The organism is Pyxidicoccus sp. M6, assembly GCF_055568925.1.
The window spans coordinates 8,614,320-8,634,712 of record NZ_CM145714.1 but is presented as its reverse complement, the minus strand read 5'-3'; the positions used below and the strand labels follow the sequence as shown (position 1 = coordinate 8,634,712).

The 20,393-nt window shown below is 71.0% G+C and carries 17 protein-coding genes; 16 read left to right on the top strand and 1 reads right to left on the bottom strand.

Going from position 1 to position 20,393, the window contains the following annotated elements:
• The first annotated feature begins 5 nt into the window (after window positions 1–5).
• From ACVTJA_RS33810 to ACVTJA_RS33765, 10 genes are all read left to right on the top strand, one after another.
• Window positions 6–851 carry a type II secretion system F family protein gene (locus tag ACVTJA_RS33810; RefSeq protein ID WP_465825704.1) on the top strand — a complete coding sequence of 282 codons (846 nt, stop codon included), beginning with the start codon at window positions 6–8 and terminating at the stop codon, window positions 849–851.
• Window positions 852–861: 10 nt separating this feature from the next.
• Window positions 862–1,746, top strand: a complete 885-nt coding sequence (locus tag ACVTJA_RS33805) for a type II secretion system F family protein (protein WP_465825701.1) — start codon at window positions 862–864, stop codon at window positions 1,744–1,746.
• Window positions 1,747–1,837: 91 nt separating this feature from the next.
• A complete protein-coding gene (locus ACVTJA_RS33800; RefSeq protein ID WP_465825700.1) occupies window positions 1,838–3,511 on the top strand; it encodes an FHA domain-containing protein in 1,674 nt (557 codons plus the stop codon).
• A 35-nt stretch (window positions 3,512–3,546) separates the two neighbouring features.
• Window positions 3,547–5,340, top strand: coding sequence for an FHA domain-containing protein (locus ACVTJA_RS33795; protein WP_465825699.1), 1,794 nt, complete (start codon window positions 3,547–3,549; stop codon window positions 5,338–5,340).
• Window positions 5,337–7,079: an exodeoxyribonuclease VII large subunit gene (gene xseA, locus ACVTJA_RS33790; RefSeq protein ID WP_465825698.1), complete on the top strand. Its 1,743-nt coding sequence runs from the start codon at window positions 5,337–5,339 to the stop codon at window positions 7,077–7,079. The genes ACVTJA_RS33795 and xseA overlap by 4 nt, the downstream gene beginning before the upstream one ends.
• A 48-nt stretch (window positions 7,080–7,127) precedes the next feature.
• Window positions 7,128–7,484 carry an exodeoxyribonuclease VII small subunit gene (gene xseB / locus ACVTJA_RS33785; protein WP_465825697.1) on the top strand — a complete coding sequence of 119 codons (357 nt, stop codon included), beginning with the start codon at window positions 7,128–7,130 and terminating at the stop codon, window positions 7,482–7,484.
• 24 nt (window positions 7,485–7,508) lie between these two features.
• Window positions 7,509–7,889, top strand: a complete 381-nt coding sequence (locus ACVTJA_RS33780) for a response regulator (RefSeq protein WP_465825696.1) — start codon at window positions 7,509–7,511, stop codon at window positions 7,887–7,889.
• 14 nt (window positions 7,890–7,903) lie between these two features.
• A complete protein-coding gene (locus ACVTJA_RS33775; protein ID WP_465825695.1) occupies window positions 7,904–8,797 on the top strand; it encodes a polyprenyl synthetase family protein in 894 nt (297 codons plus the stop codon).
• Window positions 8,797–10,545 carry a 1-deoxy-D-xylulose-5-phosphate synthase gene (locus tag ACVTJA_RS33770; RefSeq protein WP_465825694.1) on the top strand — a complete coding sequence of 583 codons (1,749 nt, stop codon included), beginning with the start codon at window positions 8,797–8,799 and terminating at the stop codon, window positions 10,543–10,545. Before ACVTJA_RS33775 ends, ACVTJA_RS33770 begins: the two co-directional genes overlap by 1 nt.
• Before the next feature lie 76 nt (window positions 10,546–10,621).
• Window positions 10,622–11,362 (top strand): TlyA family RNA methyltransferase, encoded by a 741-nt coding sequence (locus ACVTJA_RS33765; RefSeq protein ID WP_465825693.1) that lies wholly within the window; start codon window positions 10,622–10,624, stop codon window positions 11,360–11,362.
• Between the two features lie 12 nt (window positions 11,363–11,374).
• On the opposite strand, the gene ACVTJA_RS33760 is transcribed toward ACVTJA_RS33765, so the two are convergent.
• Complete coding sequence (locus tag ACVTJA_RS33760) at window positions 11,375–12,976, bottom strand: hypothetical protein (protein ID WP_465825692.1); 1,602 nt, start codon at window positions 12,974–12,976, stop codon at window positions 11,375–11,377.
• Window positions 12,977–13,475: 499 nt separating this feature from the next.
• Here ACVTJA_RS33760 and ACVTJA_RS33755 point away from each other — a divergent pair, with 499 nt between their 5' ends.
• Genes ACVTJA_RS33755 through bacP form a run of 6 tightly spaced genes read left to right on the top strand, consistent with a single transcriptional unit; the run spans window position 13,476 to window position 20,234 of the window.
• Window positions 13,476–15,980 carry an ATP-binding protein gene (locus ACVTJA_RS33755; RefSeq protein ID WP_465840571.1) on the top strand — a complete coding sequence of 835 codons (2,505 nt, stop codon included), beginning with the start codon at window positions 13,476–13,478 and terminating at the stop codon, window positions 15,978–15,980.
• Between the two features lie 43 nt (window positions 15,981–16,023).
• Complete coding sequence (locus tag ACVTJA_RS33750) at window positions 16,024–17,898, top strand: tetratricopeptide repeat protein (RefSeq protein ID WP_465825691.1); 1,875 nt, start codon at window positions 16,024–16,026, stop codon at window positions 17,896–17,898.
• Window positions 17,899–17,910: 12 nt separating this feature from the next.
• Entirely contained in the window at window positions 17,911–18,750 is an 840-nt protein-coding gene (locus ACVTJA_RS33745) for an alpha/beta hydrolase (protein ID WP_465825690.1), read from the top strand.
• A gap of 55 nt (window positions 18,751–18,805) precedes the next feature.
• A complete protein-coding gene (bacN, locus tag ACVTJA_RS33740; protein WP_163998308.1) occupies window positions 18,806–19,147 on the top strand; it encodes a bactofilin BacN in 342 nt (113 codons plus the stop codon).
• A gap of 55 nt (window positions 19,148–19,202) precedes the next feature.
• A complete protein-coding gene (locus ACVTJA_RS33735; protein ID WP_002636698.1) occupies window positions 19,203–19,526 on the top strand; it encodes a bactofilin family protein in 324 nt (107 codons plus the stop codon).
• A 3-nt stretch (window positions 19,527–19,529) separates the two neighbouring features.
• On the top strand, window positions 19,530–20,234 hold the full coding sequence (gene bacP, locus ACVTJA_RS33730) for a bactofilin BacP (RefSeq protein WP_465825689.1): 705 nt from the start codon (window positions 19,530–19,532) through the stop codon (window positions 20,232–20,234).
• Window positions 20,235–20,393 lie beyond the last annotated feature (159 nt).

Sequence of the window (20,393 nt, the reverse complement as noted above, 5' to 3'; positions counted from 1 at the left end):
CGCCCATGCTCGCCGGAATCGTCCTCCTCCTCGTCACCGGGTCGGTCTTCTTCTTCAGCCTGGTGATCTTCAGCGTCCTGTCGAAGGCGTATGAGCAGTACCAGGAGCGCTACGTCGCCAAGTCGATGAACGACTTGAGCGACATGTTCCTCTTCATCGATGCGCGCCAGATGTTGATCCTCAACATCGCGAGCATGTGCTTGCTGGGGATCCTCTCGTACATCATCTTCAACCCCATCCTCGCCGTCATCGCCACGGTGTTCGGCTTCTTCGTGCCCATGCTGCTGGTGAAGCACTACCGCAAGCGGCGCATCAAGAAGTTCAACGTCCAGCTGGTGGACGCGCTGCAGGCCATGGCCAACGCCTTCAAGGCGGGCCTCACCTTCCCGCAGGCCATTGAGCACGTGGCGCGCGAGGCGATGCCTCCGCTGTCCCAGGAGTTCGGCCTCTTCGTGAAGGAAGTGAAGCTGGGCGTGCCGCTGGAGGAGGCGCTCATCAACATGGGGCGCCGGGTGGGCAGCGACGACCTGGAGCTGGTGGTGGTGTCCACCAACATCGCCCGGCAGCTCGGCGGCAACATGGCGGAGATGTTCGAGACCATCTCCACCGTGATTCGCGAGCGCTTCCGCCTGGAAGGGAAGATCGACGCGCTCACCTCGCAGGGCAAGCTGCAGGGGTGGATTGTCGCGGCCATGCCCGGCGTGCTGGGCATGGTGCTCAACTACATGCGGCCGGACCTCATGGAGCCCATGATGGACCACCTCTTCGGGTGGATCCTGGTGGTCATCATCGCCATCATGGAAATCATGGGCATCCTCATCATCCGGCGCATCGTCAACATCGATATCTGAGGGGTGCACCGTGGACGTCCTGACGCAAGTGCTGGTCGGCAGCTCCGCGCTGCTCGTCGCCGGGGCCGTGGGGTTCGCCGGCCTGTTCCTGTACCAGACGCTGTTCGAGCGCTTCCTCTCCGAGGTCCGCGACGAGTCCGCGGGCGGTGTGAAGGGCGCGGGCGGCGTGGCCATCCGCCGGCTGGGCGCGATGAACCGGCGCTTCATGTGGCCGGGCTACGAGTCCAAGGCGCGCCGCAACCTCATCAAGGCCGGTGAGCCGCAGGGCTACAAGCCCGAGGACATCATGGCCCTGCAGGAGGTCAGCGCCGTGGGAGGCCTGGTGCTGGGCCTGCTGCTGATGAACGCCCTCGGCTTCAACCTGGGGTGGGGCCTGTTGGTCATGCTGATTGGCATGTACTACCCGCTCATCTGGCTGAACGACCAGGTGAAGAAGCGCCACCTGCAGATCAGCCGCGCGCTGCCCTACAACCTGGACCTGCTCACGCTGTCGGTGGAGGCGGGCCTGGACTTCACCGCCGCGCTGGCGAAGGTGGTGGAGAAGGGCAAGCAGGGCCCGCTGCGCGAGGAGCTGCAGCTGGTGCTCAAGCAGCTCAAGATGGGCAAGACGCGCGAAGAGGCGATGAAGAGCATGATCGTCCGCGTGGACCTGCCGGCGCTGACGACGTTCGTCACCGCGCTCATCCAGGCGGACAAGATGGGCACCAGCCTGGGCAAGGTGCTGCGCATCCAGTCCACGCAGATGCGCATCGACCGCACCCAGCGCGCGGAGAAGCTGGCCGGCGAGGCCCCGGTGAAGATGCTCTTCCCGCTCATCGCCTGCATCTTCCCCACGGTGTTCATGGTGCTGTTCGGGCCCATCGTGTTCCAGTTCTTCTTCGGCGAGCTCGCCTAGAGGCCCACCCGAGGGTCTTCCCCTGCCAATCCGCCTGACCATCACCAAGGGGCTCCAGGAGGGAAGGGAGCTCGTCTTCGAGCAGGCCGAGGTGAAGATCGGCCGCACCTCGGAGAACGACCTGGTGCTGCACGACCACGGCGTGTCCCGGCGGCACGCCCGCATCGTCGAGCGCGGGGGGCTCTACTTCGCCGAGGACGTGGGAAGCGCCAACGGCACGCACCTCAACGGCGCGCTCCTGCCCGGTGAGCAGCAGCTGCGCGACGGAGACAGAATCACCGTCGGCCCCGTGGAGTTCACCTTCGTCTGGGTGCCGCCGGAAGGGGACGAGGACGCCACCCGCCCCATCCGCCGCCACATGCCGCTGGGCGGCCCCCTCGACGCCGCCGCCGAGGTCCTGCCCACCGCGAGGCTCCCCGCCGTTGCTCCGCAGCGCCCCGCGGACTCGCCGCCTCCGCCCGAGGAGGCGCCCGAGTGGACCGAGCCCGCGCTCACGCTCGCGCCCATCGTCGAGCCCGTCGCCCCCGAAGAGGAGGCGCCGGAGAGGACCGAGCTGGCGATCCCTCACGTTCTCGCGCCCATCGCCGCCTTCTCCGAGGAGGCACCGGAGAGGACCGAGCTGGCGATCCCTCACGTTCTCGCGCCCATCGCCGCCCCTCCCGCCCCTCTCCCCGAGGAGGAGAAGACCGACCTCAGGAGCGCGCGCGACCCCGCGCCCGCCGCCCCTCCCGCCGCTCCCCCCGAGGAGGAGAAAACCAACCTCAAGATCGTGCGCGTCCCCGCGCCCGCCGCGCCCGCCGCCGCTCCCGCCGAGGGCATGACGGCCGCCGAGCGCGCCCGCCGCCGCCGGGAGCTGGCCAGCACCGGGCGTGGGCAGCTCGCGCTGTGGTGGACCGAGCAGCCGCTCGGGGCGCGCATCGCGGTGGGCCTGCCGGTGGCGCTGCTGCTGCTGGGCGGGCTGGCCGCGCTGGGCTGGGTGTTCCTGCCGCACGGGGAAGGCACCCGGGCCACGGGGCCGGAGCCGGTGGCGCTCGGGGTGGACCCGGTGCCGGACTCGTTCGGCGTGGGCGAGGGCGTGCAGTGGGAGCGCCCGGACCAGAAGGCGTTCGACTTCGAGTTCGTCACGCCCACACGGGCGGTGGCGCTGGTGCACTACCAGTCCAGCGGCATCTCCAAGGAGGAGGTGGCGCTGGTGCTCAACGGCGTGAATCTCGGGTGGGTCCCCCCGGACACGGCCAGCGCCAACGAGCGGGAGCTGGAGGCCATCCTCCCGGTCTCCTCGCTCAAGCGAAACGAGCGCAACTCCCTCGTCTTCGACAACGTGCGCAACCCGCCCGGCAACGAGTCGTGGCGCATCTGGAACCTCCGCGTGGAAATCATCCCCGTGCCGGAGCTGTCCCAGGACGACCTGGTGGCGAAGGCGCGCCAGTACGCGTTGGCCGGGGCCCGCTTCTACGAGACGCGGGACATCGGCGCGGAGAACCTCTTCAAGGCGTGGAAGGAATTCCGCTTCGCGTGGCTCACCCTGGAAGCCCTGGACGCGAAGCCGGAGCTGTACCAGGACGTGCGCTATCAGCTCGGGCAGGTGTCAGCCGAGCTGGACCACAAGTGCAGCCAGCTGATGCTCGATTTCCAACGCGCCGTACAGTACCGGAACGCGAAGAAGGCCCGGGCCGCCCTGCAGGAAGTGGGCAGGCGCTTCCCTACAGCCGAGCATCGCTGCCACAATCGCGCTTTGGAATTGGCTTACGAGCACGAGCTGTAGGCCCGTGCCCCCCTTCAGGAAGTCGGTGATTTCCCATGTCGAACGGTTCCCCTCCGGCGCGTCGCAGGCCGTCATCCGGAACGCCTTCCGGCGCAGGAACGTCCTCCGGCGGCGGGACGCCCTCGGGAAGCACGGGTTCCCGGCCCGCCGTGCGCAGCAGGTCGTCCGCGAGCAGCCCCGCGACCCGGCCCGCCCCGGCGTCCGCGAGCTCCAGGCTCGTCTGCATCGCCGGTCCCAGGGAGGGTGAGGAGTTCCCCCTGGAGGACGGCGAGTACGTCATCGGCCGCGCCAACGACAACCCCATCTGCATCCCCGACACGTCCGTGTCCCGCAAGCACGTCATGGTGCGCAAGGTGGGCGTGGGCTGGGCGGTGAGTGATCTGGGCTCCGGCAACGGCACGCTCGTCAACGGCGACGCCATCAGCGACGAGACGCCGTTGGCCAACGGCGACGTCGTCACCCTGGGCGACACGGAGCTGCGCTTCGAGGACGTGGCCAACTCCACGATGACGGTGTCCACGCCCGCCAGCGGCTCGCGGCCGCGGCCGTCCGGCGCCAGCTCCGGAAGCCGGCCCGGGGTGCCGGCCCGTCCGCCGCCGCGCGCCGAGGGCGGACGCGTGCGCACCTCGCGCTCGCAGGCCGCCGCGCCCCCGGACCCCGCGGCGCAGAAGAAGAAGATGCGCATCAAGCTGGCCGCGGCCGGCGTGGTGGTGCTGCTGTTCGCGGGCCTGGCGGTGGCGCGGGTGAACATGAACCGCCAGCAGGCCGCGGAGCTGCAGCGAGACCGGGAGGAGAAGCTCCGGCGCGGCGCGCTCAGCGCGCTGTTCCAGGAAGCGAAGAACCTGGTGCGCGAGGGCAAGTGGATTGAAGCGCAGGCCAAGCTGGAGGAGCTCCAGGCACAGGCGCCGGACTACCCGGGCGTGACGGACTACCTCGGGCACGCGGAGCGGGAGATTCCCATCCAGCGCAGCCTGGAGGACGTGCGCGCGGCGCTCGCGAAGAACGAGCTGGGCAAGGCCGCCGCCGCGCTGGCGAAGACGAGCAAGACGCAGTTCCTCGATGACCAGGTGCGCACGCTGACGCGGGAGCTGAAGACCGCGTCCGAGAAGCGAACGCTGGCGGCGCGCACGGCGCTGGACAGCGGCCATTTCGACGAAGCGAAGGCCATCACCGACGACGTGCTGGTGGCCATGCCGGACCACCGCGACGCGAAGCTCATCAACGAGGCGGCGGTGCAGTCCATCGCCCAGCGCGACGCGCCCAAGCCCGTCGTCCAGGGCCCCGCGCCCAAGCCGTGGGAGCCGGCGGTGGACCGCTTCCGTGACGGCGACACGTCCGGCGCGGTGGCCATCCTCAACGCGTGCATGGCCCGCACGCCCCAGTGCAAGAAGCTGCTGGGGCAGATCAACGAGTTCACCGGCCTCTACAAGAAGCTGGAGGACCTGGACGCCAGGTCGCTGACGAAGCTGTTGGCGCTGGACAAGGACATCACCGACGGCCGGCCCAGCAAGATGGCGCGCAACGCGGGCACGCGCGCGGCCACCATCTTCTACAAGGGCGCCAGCGCGGCGAAGGCGGCGGGCCAGTGGGCGCGCGCCATGGAGTACGCGCGCCGCGCCCTGCAGGCGGACCCGGGCCATGCGGGCGCCACCAACATCATCAGTGAGATGAAGACCAAGGCGAAGGACCTGTACCTCTCCGCCTACTCCATCAAGGACTCCGCGCCCGAGGACGCGCTGCCCAAGTTCCGGGACGTGGTGGCCATGACGCCGCCCGACGACGAGTACCACCAGAAGGCGCAGACCTGGGTCGACAAGCTCTCGCGATGAAGAAGCCCAAGGGCGGTACGCCGCCGGCCCCTCCTCCCGGCCTGCAGGGGGATTTGTTCGGCTCACCCGTCACGCCGCCCGGACTCCCGGCTCCGTCCGAGGAGGCCGCGCCGCGTGGCCGCGTGGTGGCCATGCCCCGCAAGCCGCCGCCTCCTCCTCCTCCGGTGGACGCGGACGGCACGTCTCTGCTGGGGCCGCTGGAAGGCGCGCCTCCGCCGCCGCCGAAGCCCGAGCGCTCGGTGCTGTCGGTGGGCGAGCTGACGCGGCAGTTGAAGCAGACGCTGGAGTCGCGCTTCGCGCGCGTCATCGTGCGCGGCGAGGTGACGGGCTTCCGCGGCCCCAACGCGCGCGGGCACTGGTACTTCTCGCTGAAGGATGCGTCCGCCGCCATCGACACGAAGGTGTGGGCGTCGCTCGCGGGCCGGCTGCGCTTCATGCTCCGCGACGGCATGGAGGTCATCGCCGAGGGCAGCGTCGACCTCTACGAGCCGCAGGGGCGCTACAGCCTCATCGTCCAGCGGATGGAGCCGGTGGGGGAGGGCGCGCTGGCGCTCGCCTTCGAGCAGCTGAAGGAAAGGCTCGCGGCGGAGGGGCTCATCGGCGACCGGCGCGTGCGCCCGCCGCGCCCGCTGCCCTTCCTGCCCCGGCGCATCGGCATCGTCACGAGCCGCACCGGCGCGGCGCTCCAGGACTTCCTGCGCGTGCTGCACTCGCGCAACCCGCGGCAGAGCGTGCTGCTGGCGGACGCGCGCGTGCAGGGCGAGGGCTCCGCCGAGGAAGTCGCGCGGGCGATTGAACGGCTGTCGCGCACCGACGTGGACGTCATCGTGGTGACGCGCGGCGGAGGCTCCGTGGAGGACCTCTGGACGTTCAACGAGGAACTGGTGGCGCGGGCGATTTTCGCCTCGCCGGTGCCGGTGGTGTCGGCCATCGGCCACGAAATCGACTTCACCATCTCCGACTTCGTGTCGGACTGGCGCGCGCCCACGCCCAGCGCGGCGGCGGAGCGGCTGGCGCCGGTGCTGGCGGACCTGGAGCTGATGCTGGCCACGCAGGCCGGGCGCCTCCGTCGCGCCATGGAGCGCCGGGTGCTGGAGCTGCGCGAGGAACTGGGCCAGCTCTCGTCACAGATTGAGGACCCGCGGCGCGCCATCAACCACCAGCGGCTGCACCTGTCCGAGCAGGTGGAGGCGATGATGCGCGTGCTGCGTCCCGCGGTGCGCGAGCACCGGGACACCTTGCGCGTCCTGTCCGAGCGCCTGCAGCGGGCGCGGCCCCAGGCGCGGCTGGGCGAGCAGCGGGCCCACCTGCTCAAGCTGGCGATGCGGCTGACGGAGGCGGCGCGCTCGGGCGTGGCGACCCGGCAGGCGGCGCTGGCGCAGGCGCGGCTCGGGTTGGAGCGGGCGTCACCGGCGGCGAGGGTGTCGCGGGAGCGTGCCCGGCTGGCCGCGCACCGGGCGCGGCTGCTGGCGCTCCAGCAGGGGGCCCTGGCGGATGCGCAGAGGCGTTTCCAGCGTCTGGAGGGACGGCTGGACGCGATGAGTCCGTTGAAGGTGATGTCGCGCGGTTATTCGGTGGTGTTCCGCCAGCGGGATGGCGCGGTGGTGCGCACCAGCACCGACGTACAGGTGGGAGAGCGGCTGGGCATCAAACTCGCGATGAATGGGGCGAAGACGCTCGACGGGTGTGAGGAAGTCGAAGCCACCGTCACCGGGGTGAAAGGGCCGGTGGACTGCTGACGGGCCACCCTCTAGAGTCCCGCGCCCCACACGGGGAGGTGGAAGGCTGTGGCGAAGGCGGACAAGGCGTCCAAGGCGGACAAGGTGGCGGCGGAGGCCGAGATTCCCGAGCAGTACGGGGACGTGGTGGCGCGGCTCGAGGAGACGGTAGGCCGGTTGGAGAGCGGCAACCTGTCCCTGGAGGACTCGCTGAAGGCCTTCGAGGAAGGCATCCGGCTCGTGCGCCGCGGCGAGAAGCTGCTCACCGAGGCGGAGCAGCGAATCGAGCAGCTCCTCACGGACGAGGACGGCAAGGACGTGGTGGCGCCCCTGACGGTGACGGCGCGTCAGCCCCCGCCGCCGGCCGCCCGGGCGCCTGCTGCGCCTGCCCCCCGGCCCCCTCCGGAGGATGACGTCCCGTTCTAGGCGGTGCGGGCGCCCGGTTCCGGCATGTCGAAGCCGAAAATCACCATCGTCGATGATGACCGCGACACGCGGGAGCTGCTGGCGGCGGCCCTGGAGGACGAGGGCTTCGACGTCACCCTGGCAGCCAACGGTCTGCGGCTCATCGCCTCGCTGCAGCTCCACCGGCCGCGGGCCATCCTCCTGGACGTCAACATGTCCTGGATTGATGGCTTCGAGCTGTGCCGGGCGGTGAAGAAGAACGAGAACTTCAAGGACATCCCTGTCATCTTCATCAGCGGACGCGGGGACCCCGAGGACAAGCGGCACGGCTTCGAGGTCGGCGCCGCGGACTACTTCGTCAAGCCGCTGGACATGGACAGGCTCGTCAAGCGCATCCGCGAGCTCGTGTTCCCGCCGGCCTCCTAGAGGAGCACGGACTCTTGGCCACTTTCGACTTGGACTCCTTCCTGGGCCCCCAGGTGGCGCGGGTGGAGGCGCTGCTGCTCGAGCGCATGGACCGCCTCGTGTCGGCCGGCACCCCGCCGAAGCTGGCGGAGGCCATGCGCTACTCGCTGATGGCCGGCGGCAAGCGCCTGCGTCCGGTGCTGTGTCTGACGTTCGCGGACACGGTGGCCCGCGCCAGCAACGGCTCGGCCGTGGCGGGCGACGCGGCGTGCGCGCTGGAGTACGTGCACACGTACTCGCTGGTGCATGACGACCTGCCGGCCATGGACGATGACGACTACCGCCGGGGCCGGCCCACCAACCACAAGGTGTACGGCGAGGCGATGGCGATTCTGGCCGGCGACGCGCTGCTGACGGAGGCCTTCACGCTGGTGGCCTCGGGGCCGGAGCCCGTGCGCGCTGCGCTCTGCCGCGAGCTGGCGGTGGCCGCGGGCGCGGCGGGCATGGTGGGCGGGCAGGTGCTGGACATCGCCGAGGACCGGCCGGCCGCGCTGGACTACCTCGTGCGGTTGCACCGGATGAAGACGGGCGCCCTCATTCGCGCCGCGTGCCGCATGGGGACGCTGGCGGCGGGCGGGGACGCGGACGCGCTGGCGCGCGCGACCAGCTACGGTGACGCGGTGGGGCTGGCCTTCCAGATTGCGGACGACGTGCTGGACGTGACGGCCACTCCGGAGCAACTGGGCAAGCCCGCGGGCGCGGATGCGGCGGCGGGGCGCTTCACCTTCCCGGCGGTGGTGGGGCTGGAGGCGTCGAAGCGGATGGCGGAGGAGAAGGTGGCGGAGGCCATCGCGGCGGTGCGTCCGCTGGAAGGCGCCGACGGGCCTCTGGCGGCGCTGGCGCGCTACTCCGTGGAGCGGAAGTCCTGATGTCGGGGGTGCTGGCACGCGTCGCCTCGCCCTCGGACGTGCGGGCGCTTCCGGAGGCGGAGCTGCCGGCGCTGTGCGCGGAGCTGCGCGAGGACATCATCTCGCTCTGCGGCCGCGTGGGCGGACACCTCGGCGCTTCGCTGGGTGCGGTGGAGCTCATCGTCGCGTTGCATCGGGTGTTCCACTCGCCGACGGACGCGCTGCTGTTCGACGTGGGCCACCAGGCGTACGCGCACAAGCTGCTCACCGGACGGCGCGAGCGCATGCACACGCTGCGGCAGGCCGACGGAATCGCCCCCTTTCTGGACCCGCGCGAGAGTCTCCACGACGCGCTGTTGGCAGGCCATGCGTCCACCGCGGTCTCGGCGGCGCTGGGCGTGCTGGAAGGCCGCCGGATGCTGGGCAAGCGCGGGCACGTGGTGGCGGTGCTGGGCGACGGCGGCCTCACCGGTGGGCTCACCTTCGAGGGGCTCAACAACGCGGGGGGCAGCCACCTGCCGCTGGTGGTGGTGCTCAACGACAACCAGATGTCCATCAGCGCCAACGTGGGCGCCATCCCCGCGCTGCTGCGCACCCGAGGGGCCCGCGCCTTCTTCGAGGGGCTGGGCTTCACGTACGTCGGTCCGGTGGACGGGCATGATTTGGGCGCGCTGGTGCACGCGCTGCGCGAGGCGAAGGCGTCCTCGCGGCCGGTGGTGGTGCACGCGCTGACGCTGAAGGGGAAGGGCTTCCCTCCGGCGGAGGCGGACGCGCAGACGCGCGGGCATGCCATGGGCCCGTACGAGTGGCGGGACGGGAAGCTGGTGCGCTCGCGCAAGGGACAGCAGACCTTCAGCGAGGCCTTCGCGGCGGTGCTGGAGGACGCCATGGCGCGGGACTCGCGCGTGGTGGCGGTGACGCCGGCGATGCTGGAGGGCTCGGCGCTCAACGAGTTGAAGGCGCGCTTCCCGGACCGCGTGCACGACGTGGGTATCGCCGAGCAGCACGCCGTCACCTTCAGCGCGGGGCTCGCGGCCGCGGGCGCTCGGCCGGTGTGCGCCATCTACTCGACGTTCCTCCAGCGCGCGTACGACCAGATCATCCACGACGTGTGCCTGCCGGGGTTGCCCGTCGTCTTCGCGGTGGACCGCGCGGGACTGGTGGGCGCGGACGGCGCCACGCACCAGGGCACCTATGACGTGTCCTCGCTGCGGCCGATGCCGAACCTGCACCTGTGGTCGCCCATGGTGGGTGAGGACCTGGAGCCCATGCTGGCCACCGCGCTGGTGGCGCCGAATCCCTCCGTCATCCGCTTCCCGCGCGGCACGCTGCCGTCGCTGCCTCCGGAGGTGCACTCCGGCGAGGCGCCGCTGAAGGGCGCGCGGTGGCTGCGCCGGGCGGAGCGGCCCCGGCTGACGCTGGTGACGCTGGGCCCGCTGGGGCTCGCGGCGCTGGAGGCCGCGCGGAGCGAGCCGGACTGGAGCGTACTGGACGCGCGCTGTGCCTCACCGCTGGACGAGGCCGCGCTGCTGGAGGCCGCCGCGTGCGGCCACGTGGTGGTGGTGGAGGAGGGCACCACGCGCGGCGGGCTGGGCAGCGCGGTGCTGGAGCTCTACGCGGCGCGCGGAGTCACCCCGAGGGTGCGCCTGGTCGGCATGCCGGACGCCTTCGTCCCGCACGGTGACGCGCGCGTGCAGCGCGCGGAGCTGGGCCTGGACGCGGCGGGACTGCTGCGCGCGGGCCGCGAGCTGCTCGAAGGGAGCCGATAGCGATGCCTCGCGTGGAGCGGCTGGACATGGCGTCTCCGTGGCCCACGCGGGACGACTCCTCGGAAGGAGGCGCACCGTGAAGCCCCGCAAGGAGCGGCTGGACGTGCTGGTGGTGGAGCGCGGGCTGGCGGAGTCGCGCACCAAGGCGCAGGCGCTCATCCTGGCCGGGCAGGTGGTGGTGGACGACCAGCGCGTGGACAAGCCCGGCTCGCTGGTGCCCGTCGAGGCCGAGCTGCGCCTCAAGGGCGAAGTCCTCCCGTACGTCTCGCGCGGGGGGCTGAAGCTGAAGGCGGCCATGGACCGCTTCGGCCTGGACGTGCGCGGCCGCGTCTGCGCGGACATCGGCGCCAGCACCGGCGGCTTCACCGACTGCCTGCTCCAGCACGGCGCCACCCGCGTGCACGCCATCGACGTGGGCTACGGCCAGCTCCACGAGAAGCTGCGCAAGGATTCGCGCGTGCGCTCGCGCGAGCGCGTCAACGCGCGCTACCTCACCGAGGAAGATTTGCCGGAGAAGGTGGGCGCCATCGTCATCGACGTGAGCTTCATCTCGCTCACCCAGGTGCTGCCCTCGGTGCTCACCTTCCTGGAGCCGGGCGGCCTGCTGGTGGCGCTGGTGAAGCCCCAGTTCGAGGTGGGCCCCGACAAGGTGGGCAAGGGCGGCGTGGTGCGCGATGCCGCCGCTCGTCAGGAGGCCATCGACGCGGTGACGGCCTTCGTGCGCGAGCAGGGCCTCACCGTGCGCGGATTGATGGACTCGCCCGTGCCCGGGCCCGCCGGCAACGTGGAAGCGCTCCTCGTCGCCGACAGGCCCTGAGCGGGCCTTTCACTACGGACGCAGGCGGCGGTACTCGCTCGTGCTCAAGAGCTGCACGAGGTCCGGGCCGTCGCGCATCCACACGCGGCCCTCGGCGTCCACGCCCGCGCCCAGGCTGCTCACCACCTGGTAGCGGAACAGCTCGCGGGCCTCACCGGAGGAGGCCTGGTCCACGCCGACGATTTCCGCGGGCAGCGTGGCCAGCTCGCCCGTCTTCTCCGGCGCGTTGAGGAAGAACAGCTCCGTGTTGCGGCCCCTCAGCACGCGCTGCACCACCAGCGCCCCGTTGGCGTCGAGCGAGCGGTTCTCCTTCGTCCGAATCGCGCCGCTGCTCGAGTCGAGGAACCACACGCGCTGCTTGCCGACGGCCAGCACCCGCGAGGACTCCGGGTGGAAGTACACGCTCGCCATCGATGCGGGCAGGGCCGGGCTCGTCCAGAGGTTGTTGGAGCCCTCGCACTCCTGGGTGCTGCCAGACGGGTTCGCGACGCAGGCCATCACGTGCGACTGGTTGTTCGCGAGCTGGATGCCCAGGTACATCATGGAGCCGTCGGAGTTGAGGGCGCCCAGGGGCAGCGGGTCGCTCCGCGAGAAGGTCTTCAGCGTGTACTGGCGCTTGCTGAAGATTTGATTCTCCACGTTGGGCGCGTCGTTGGCGTTCAGGTCATTCACGATGACGCTGGTCAGCAATGCGGTGGGCCCCGGCCCCATGGAGGCAATCTTCACGGTGCCATCCGAGAGGGCCAGCGGCGCGGTGAGCAGCCCCTCGATGGACTTGTAGAGCCACTTCACCGTGGCCACCGTCGGCGTCGTGGACCCGGGCATGTGCGACAGCCGCCGCACCTCGTGGATGCGGTTGACGACGAGCGCGTCGCCGTCCGGCATCACCGACAGCATGGTGGGCTTGAGGTCGGACGCCGTCCGGCCGCTGAGGTTCAGGCTGGAGTCGAAGGCGATGGCGCCCACGTTCGGCGTCCACAGCCAGCGCTTGCCGCTGGTGCTGTTGGCGTCGGTGATGAGCGTCTCGGCGTTGCAGGCGAAGGGCAGGTCCTTCTGCGCCGTCACCTTGCCGGTGGCGTCCACCTTGTAGATGACGGAGATGCCCGTTCCCTCCACGCCGCAGCCGATGAAGCTGGCGAAGGTGGAGCTGCCGTCGACGACGAAGGCATCGGTGACGACCTGCTCACCGTTGGCCGGGGCCGCCACCACGCGCGAGACGGGGAGGAAGGTGCCCGGCTGCGGCTGGGAGTTGTTCTTCCGGCCGTCCTTGCACACCGCCTCGGCTTTCAGCGACAGGTAGGCGGCCATGCCCGACGTCGCGAACGGGATGTCGGAGGGGAGCAGCTCCAGGGTGGCGTCGCCCGTGCTGTAGGAGAACGACTTGAGGAGTTTGTCCCGGTCGTACAGGTTGAGGCTCGTCACGCTGTCGCAGCCGGACACGTTGACGATGGCCTTGAAGCTGGTCCCCGCGACGACGGCCTTGGGCACGTTGAGCTGCACCTGGGGCGGGTCCGGGGTGGGAGGAGGCTTGGGGTCGCCACAGGCAGCAGCCAGGCTGGCGGCAACGGTGAGGGCGGCGCGCCATGCGTGCCGCGTCAGGGGTGGATGGGGCATGGCGGCGCACTCTACCCCGTACCCACCGTCCGGGCATCCCCAGGGCGTGGAGGGGCTGCCCCCAGAGGGACGGCGCGGCGCGGCGTGGCCTGGCGCGGCCCCGGCGTCGGCGTTACAGAGGGGGGTAAACGCCAGGAGATTGCAATTGCAGCCGAGCTGGCGCCTGGACGACGGCGGGTGGGGCTGTCGGCCGGGCGAGACTCCACGGACGGTACGAACCGCTCCTGTGCCGGCGCGGACCGTGATAGCCAGCCTGGGTGCATGAGGGAGGGACATGGCTGGGAGCAGGGGCGCGAGTCACACGGCCGGTGCGGCCGGGCCGCGCAGCTTCCCTCACATGCCCACCCTCCCACCGATGTCCGCCGCTCTGGCCCCAGGGCGTGTTCGGCGGCATGATCCGGATCAGAACCATGTACCCTTACGCACGCAGTGGGTTGACGCAGCCTCTCCAACCGCCCCTCCAGGGACGGTGGGGCCGAGGTTCACCGTGAGAGTCGAGATGCAGGCGGATCAGCGGGGACGCGTGCTGGTGGTGGCCGCCAAGGAGGCGGGAGACGCGCTCATGGAGCGGCTCACGGCGAGCGGCTACCAGTGCGCGGCGGCGGACAAGGAGAGCGGCCTGGCCCAGGCGGCCGAGGTGCTCCAGCCCGAGGTCGTGCTGCTGTCGATGACGGCGAAGCGGGCGGCGGAGATGCTGGAGTCGCTGCGCAAGGTGGAGCGCCTGCAGCGGCTGCCGGTGCTGGTGGACCTGGGGCGTACACGTTCCTCCGAGGCCATCAAACGTCTACCAGTGGACGATGTGATTCGCAGCGCGGACGAGGTGGTGCCGCGGCTGGAGTCGGCGCTGCGCACGAGCCGTCTGCGTGACCGGGAAGAGCGCATCCGGATGCGCATGGGGATGCTGCTGGAAATCACCCAGGCGGCCACCAGCTCGCTGGAGCTGGAGGAAATCCTCCGCATCGCCGTGGACAAGGTGGGCCGCGTCACCGGGACGGACCGCTGCTCCGTGGTGCTGGTGGAGGGCAGCCATGCCCGCACCGCGCGCGTGGTGGCCACCCAGGAGGACCCGAGCCTCGTCGAGCTGGACATCGAGGTGGCCCGCTACCCGGAATTGCGCCGCGCGCTGGAGACGCGGCAGCCGGTGCTGATTGAAGAGGCGCAGAGAGATCCGCTGATGGCGGAGGTACGCACCTCCATCATGCCGCTGGGCGTGAGGTCCATCCTCGTGCAGCCGCTCATCTGCCAGGACGACCTGCTGGGCGCGCTCTTCCTGCGCGTGTCTCGGGTGGAAGCGTCCTTCGGCCGCGACGAGCAGGAGTTCGCCCAGGCGGTGGCGGGCGTGCTGGCCAACTCCATCCGCAACGCGCGCCTGCACACGGCGGTGAAGAAGAAGCGCGAGGACCTGGAGCTGGCGTACGTGCAGCGCTACCAGGAGCTGAACGACGCCAACCGCCGCCTCAAGGAGCTCAACCGCCTCAAGGACGAAATCATCGCCGTCTGCAGCCACGACTTGCGCGCGCCGCTCCAGGTGCTGCTGGGCCATGGCCGCCTGCTGCTGGAGGGCCCGCTGGAGGCCCAGCAGAAGCAGTCCGCCGAGGCGATGATCCGCCAGGGCAAGAAGATCCTCGGGCTCGTCGAGTCGCTCCTGGAGAAGGGCAAGGGCGAGGCGGCGCGGCTGTCCATCGAACCGCGCGTGCTGGACGTGGCGCAGCTGTGCCGCGACGCGGTCAACGAGCTGGAAATCCTGGCGGCCGACCGCGGCGTGTCGCTGCGCGCGGAGTGCCCGGACAGCCTGATGCTCATCGGCGACGAGGTGAAGCTGCACGAGGTGCTGCAGAACCTCATCACCAACGCCATCCACCACGCCGCGCAGGACGGCGAGGTGGTGGTGAGCACGCAGCGGCTGGCGCGCCCGGACGGCGACGCGGCCAAGGTGTGCGTGCAGGACGACGGCGTGGGCATTCCCCCGGACGAGCTGCACCTCGTCTTCGACCGCTACCGTCACGGCGGCAAGGGCACGGGGCTGGGGCTCGCCATCTGCAAGGAGTTCGTCGAGCTGCACGGCGGCGAAATCTGGGCGGAGAGCCCGAAGGACAAGGGCTGTATCTTCGTCTTCACGCTGCCGCTGGCGCAGGAGGCGCCGCGCAACCCGAGGCCGCAGGTGCCCGCCACCTCTCCGCAGGAGCAGCCGCGCGTGCTGGTGGTGGAGGACGAGCCGGAAATCGCCGCGGTGCTCTCCGAGGTGCTGCGCTCGAAGTACCGGGTGGAGGTGGCGCGCGACGGCGCGGAGGGCCTGGCCAAGGCGCGCGCGCAGCGGCCGGACCTCGTCGTCATGGACGTGTTCCTGCCCAAGCTGGACGGCCTGGACGCGGCCATGGCGCTCAAGTCCTCGTCGGACACGGCCCACATCCCCGTCATCCTCCTGTCCGCCCACCAGGGCGTGGCGGAGAAGGTCCGCTCGCTCAACCTGGGCGCGGTGGACTACATGAGCAAGCCGTTCAACGCGGTGGAGCTCCTCAACCGCACCGAGCGCGCCCTCAAGCTGCGCCAGGGCGAGCGCGAGCAGCAGGAGAAGGAGCGCGCCAGCGCCCTGCAGCGCCGCACCGGCAGCGACCCCGTCACCGGCCTGCATGACCGGCGCGGCCTGCTGCTGCGGCTGGAGCAGGAGGTGGCCCGCAGCCGCCGCTTCCACCGCGCGCTCAGCCTCGCGGTGCTGCGGCCCGACAGGCCCGTGGAGTCTCTGCCCGCCAGCATCGCGGACATCATGCGCAAGCGGGTGCGCCACCCGGATGCCATCTCCCACCTGGGCGAGGGCGTCTTCGCCGTCATCCTCCCCGAGTGCCAGGCGGAGGCCGCGCGCAACGTCATCAGCCGCATGCTGCCGGACGTGGAGAAGGCCACGGACACCGAGTACCGCTCCGCGGTGGCGGACGTGAGCCAGGACAGCGACCCGGTGGAGAAGCTGCTGGAGAAGCTGGGCGCCCCGCCGCCGGAGGAGAACTGACGGCCGGCCTGCACGGATGACGGGGCCGCGCTAGACTCCTCGCGTGAGCCCCGCCCGCTTCCTCGCTTCCGTGCTGCTGGGTGCCCTCGTGGCGCAGGGGGCCGTCGCGGCCCCCGCGTCCAAGCGCCCACGCGTGGACCGCGAGGCCATGCGCGAGGCCATGGACGCGGCGGCCTCGGATGACGAGGGCTTCTCGTCCTCCGCCAGCTACTCGAACTACCTCCAGTCGCGGCTCTCGCACTACGCCGGGGACCACCGGGGCGCGGCGGACGCGCTGCGCCTGGCGCTGGCCACGGATGACGGGCACCCGCTGCTGCTCACCCGGCTGGCGGAGGAGTACGCGCGGCTGGGGGATTTGGAGAAGGCCGAGCGCGAGCTGCGCAAGGCGGTGGAGCGCTCTCCGGCGTACTACCCGGCGCATGTGCTGATGGGGCGCGTGCTGCTGGAGTCCGGCCGCTTCACCCGCGCGCGCATGCACCTGCGGCGCGCGGTGGCCCTCAAGCCGCGCGAGCCCGAGGCCTACCTCGTGTTGACGCAGCTCCACCTGGAGGCCGGCGCGCCCGACGAGGCGGTGAAGGTGGTGGAGGCGCTGGCCGTGGCACTGCCCGGCGAGGCCTCTGGCTACCGGCGCCTGGGCCTGGCCCTGGCCGAGCGCGGCGACACCCCCCGCGCAGAGCGCCTGCTGGTGGAGGCCAGCCGGAGAGATCCAGGCGACGTGGAGGTGCTGTCCGCGCTGGCGAAGCTGTACGACGAGACGGGCCGCCCCACCGAGGCCGAAAACGCCCTCGCGAGCGCCCTGCAGCGAGACCCGGACAGCCAGGAGGTGCTGCTGGCCGCGGGCCGCGCCGCGCTCAAGGCCGGCTCCGTGGTGCGGGCGCGGGCGTACTTCGACCGGCTGCTGTCGCTGTCCGGCGAGCCGGAGACGGTGGTGCGCGTGGCCTTCAGCTTCCTCGCCGCGCGCGAGCCATCCGCCGCCGCCGAGGTGCTGGAGGCGGCCCGCAGGACGGGGACGGAGGAGCCCCGGCTGGCCTACTACGCGGGACTGGTGCAGGAGCGGATGCGCCGCTTCCAGGAGGCGGCGGACGCCTTCGGCGCGGTGCCCGAGAGCTCCGACGTGTTCGCCGACGCCCGCGTGCGCCGCGCCCGCTGCCTGTCGCTCGCCGGCGCCCACCCGCGCGCCCTCGCGCTGCTCAAGGCCGCCCTCCAGGACGCGCCCGAGGACGTGGAGGTGCGCACGCAGTACGCCCGCGCGCTGGAGCGGAGTGGGGCACCCGCCCGGGCGGAAGCGGTGCTGAAGGAGGGGCTCTCCACCGGGCCCTCCGCCGCGCTGTACGACGCGCTGGCCGCCACCCTCCAGCGGCAGGGCCGGGGGAAGGAGGCGCTGGCCTTCCTCGGCGACGTGGTGGCGAAGAGCCCCCGGGACGAGGAGCTCCTGTACGTGCTGGGCGCGGCCTACGAGCGCCAGGGCGACCTGGACGGCGCGCTGGCGCGCATGCGGGCGGTGCTGGAGGTGGCACCGGACCACGCCTCCGCGCTGAACTTCCTGGGCTATCTCCTCGCGCAGGCGGGCCGGGATTTGGACGAGGCCGAGCGGAAGGTGCGGCGCGCGCTGGAGCTGCACCCGGACACCGGTGCCTTCCTGGACTCGCTGGGGTGGGTGTACTTCCGGCGCGGCGAGTACCAGCGCGCGGTGGATGCGCTGGAGCGGGCGTCCCTGCTGTCCCCGGACGAGCCCGTCATCCTCGAGCACCTGGGAGATGCGTACCAGCGGGCCTCTCGGAGCGAAGAGGCCGCCGGGGCGTGGCGCCGCGCCCTGGACGTGCTGGAGCTGGACCCTGAGTCCGCGGAGCCCCCCGGACAGCGCGCCGTGTTGGAGCGCAAGCTCAAGGCGCTACCCACGCGTTCGTCGGGCCGCTAAGTTGATGCGCCTATGGCGCGTCATGACGAGGGCTTCTTCAGCGGCAGGGATGGCACCCGGCTCTTCTGGAAGTCCAGCCTCCCGGATGGGGAGCCGCGCGCGCACGTGGCCGTGGTGCACGGCTACGGGGACCACTTCGGCCGCTACGGGTATGTCGCGGACGCGCTGCTCGCGGACGGCTTCGCGGTGCACGGCTTCGACTACCGGGGCCATGGCCGCGCGGACGGGCGCCGGGGCTACAGCGAGGTGTGGTCGCACTTCGTGGACGACCTCGAGGTCTTCTGGGAGCGCGTGCGCAAGGACGCGGGCGGCAAGAAGGTCTTCATGCTGGCCCACAGCCACGGCGGGCTGATGGCCGTGAAGTGGCTGGGTGAGCGCAAGGTGGAGGGGCTGTCCGGAGTGGTGCTGTCCGCGCCCTACCTCAAGCTGGCGATTACGCCTCCGGCCATGAAGCTCATGGCCGCACGCGCGGTGGGGAAGCTGGTGCCGTGGCTGCCCCTGAAGACGGAGCTGACGCCGGAGGACCTGAGTCAGGACCCGGAGGTGCAGCGCGCCGCCCGCGAGGACCCGCTCTACCTGCGCATCGTCACGCCTCGCTGGTTCCTGGAGTCCACCAAGGCCCAGGCCGAGGCGATGCTGCTGGCGTCGAAGATTCAAGCCCCGCTGTTCGTGCTGTGCGGCGCGGCGGATGGCGTGGCCGCACCGGCGGCAGCTCGGGTCTTCTTCGAGACGGCGGGCTCGACGGACAAGAAGTTCAAGGAGTATCCCGGCATGCGCCACGAGCCGCTCAACGAGGTGGGGCGGGCGGAGGTGTTCCGGGATATCTCCGGCTGGATCTCCACGCATCTCTGACATAATCAGGGCGCCCGGCTCCTACGGCGGAGCTGGCGCTGGGTGAGGTCACCGCATGGCAACGGGTGAGACGGGCATCATCGGCAAGGGCATTGTCATCAAAGGCAACCTCACGGGAGGTGGGGACCTGGTCATCGAGGGCCGGGTGGAGGGGCAGATTGCCCTCAAGAACCACCTCACCATCGAGAGCACCGGGAAGGTGCAGGCCGACATCCGAGCCGAGGAGTTGACCATCAACGGCGAGGCGAGCGGCAACATCGACGCCTCGACCCGGGTGGCCATCAACGCCTCGGCCAAGGTGGCGGGCGACATCAAGGCACCGCGCGTCGTCATCGAGGACGGGGCCGTGTTCAACGGCTCCATCGAGATGGACGTGAAGTTGCCGGACGACATCTGAGACTCACGCCGCGCGCGGCACGGCACACACCTTTCGAGAGGGGCGGACAACACTCATGGCGAATACGGTTATCGGCTCGAGCATCGTCATCGACGGGGAAATCTCCGGAGACGAGGACCTGGTCATCCAGGGCACCGTGAAGGGGAAGATCTCCCTCAAGGAGAGCCTCTACGTCGAGGGCAGCGGCGTCGTCGAAGCGGACATCGAAACGCAGAACGTGGAGATCGCCGGCCGGGTGACGGGCAACATCGTCGCCAGCGACAAGGTCGAGCTGAAGACGGACTGCCGCGTGGTGGGCGACATCAAGGCGCCACGCATCCTCATTGCCGACGGTGCCTCCTTCAAGGGCAACGTCGACATGGACATGAAGGAGCGCTGATTCGTGGCCACCGCGAAGGAGCTCTCAGGCAGTAGCCAGGTCAACAACACCGTGGTGGGGCCTTCCATCCTCATCAGCGGTCGGTTGACCGGTGACGAGGACCTCACCGTCCGAGGACGCGTCGAGGGTGAGCTGACGCTCAGCCGGACGCTCATCGTGGAGCCCTCGGGCGTGGTGAAGGCGAACGTGGCGGTGAAGAACGCCATCGTCAGCGGCGTGGTGGTGGGCAACATCAACGCCACGGAGAGCGTGGAGCTCACCCGCGAGGGCCGCATGGTGGGCGACATCCACGCCCCGCGCGTCATCATCGTGGACGGCGCCAGCTTCCGCGGCCGCGTGGACATGGGCGACGTGGAGCCGGGCCGTCTGCCGGCGGAGCGCCCCACGGTGGCGCGTCCGACGACGACGGCGCTCGCGCGTCCCACCACTCCGGCGCGTCCGGCCACTCCGGCCGCGCGTCCCGCGCCGCCGCCTCCGCCCGCGCGTCCGGCTCCGGCCGCCACCACGCGCCCGGCCGCCGCTCCGCCCGCACCGCCGGCCCGTCCGGCGGGCAAGCCGACGCCCCCGCCTCCGCCGCCCACGCGCGTGGAGGCCCCGCGTCCGCCGCCCGCGCCCGCCGAGCAGGCGTCTGGTGGCGAGCCGCCAACGCCTCCCGTGTTGGGTGCTGGTGCTAAGAAGAAGGTCGTACTGAAGAAGAAGGCCCGCTAGAGCACACCACCCGCGCCATCGGCATGCGGTGGCGCGGGGGTGGGCAGACCAGGGGTGCCGCCATGGACGCCGAGCACAGGGTTGACGGTCAGGAAGGGATGCCGGGGACTTCGCCCGAGGGTGGCTCTCAGTCTTCCGAGCACACCGAGGGTCAGTCGC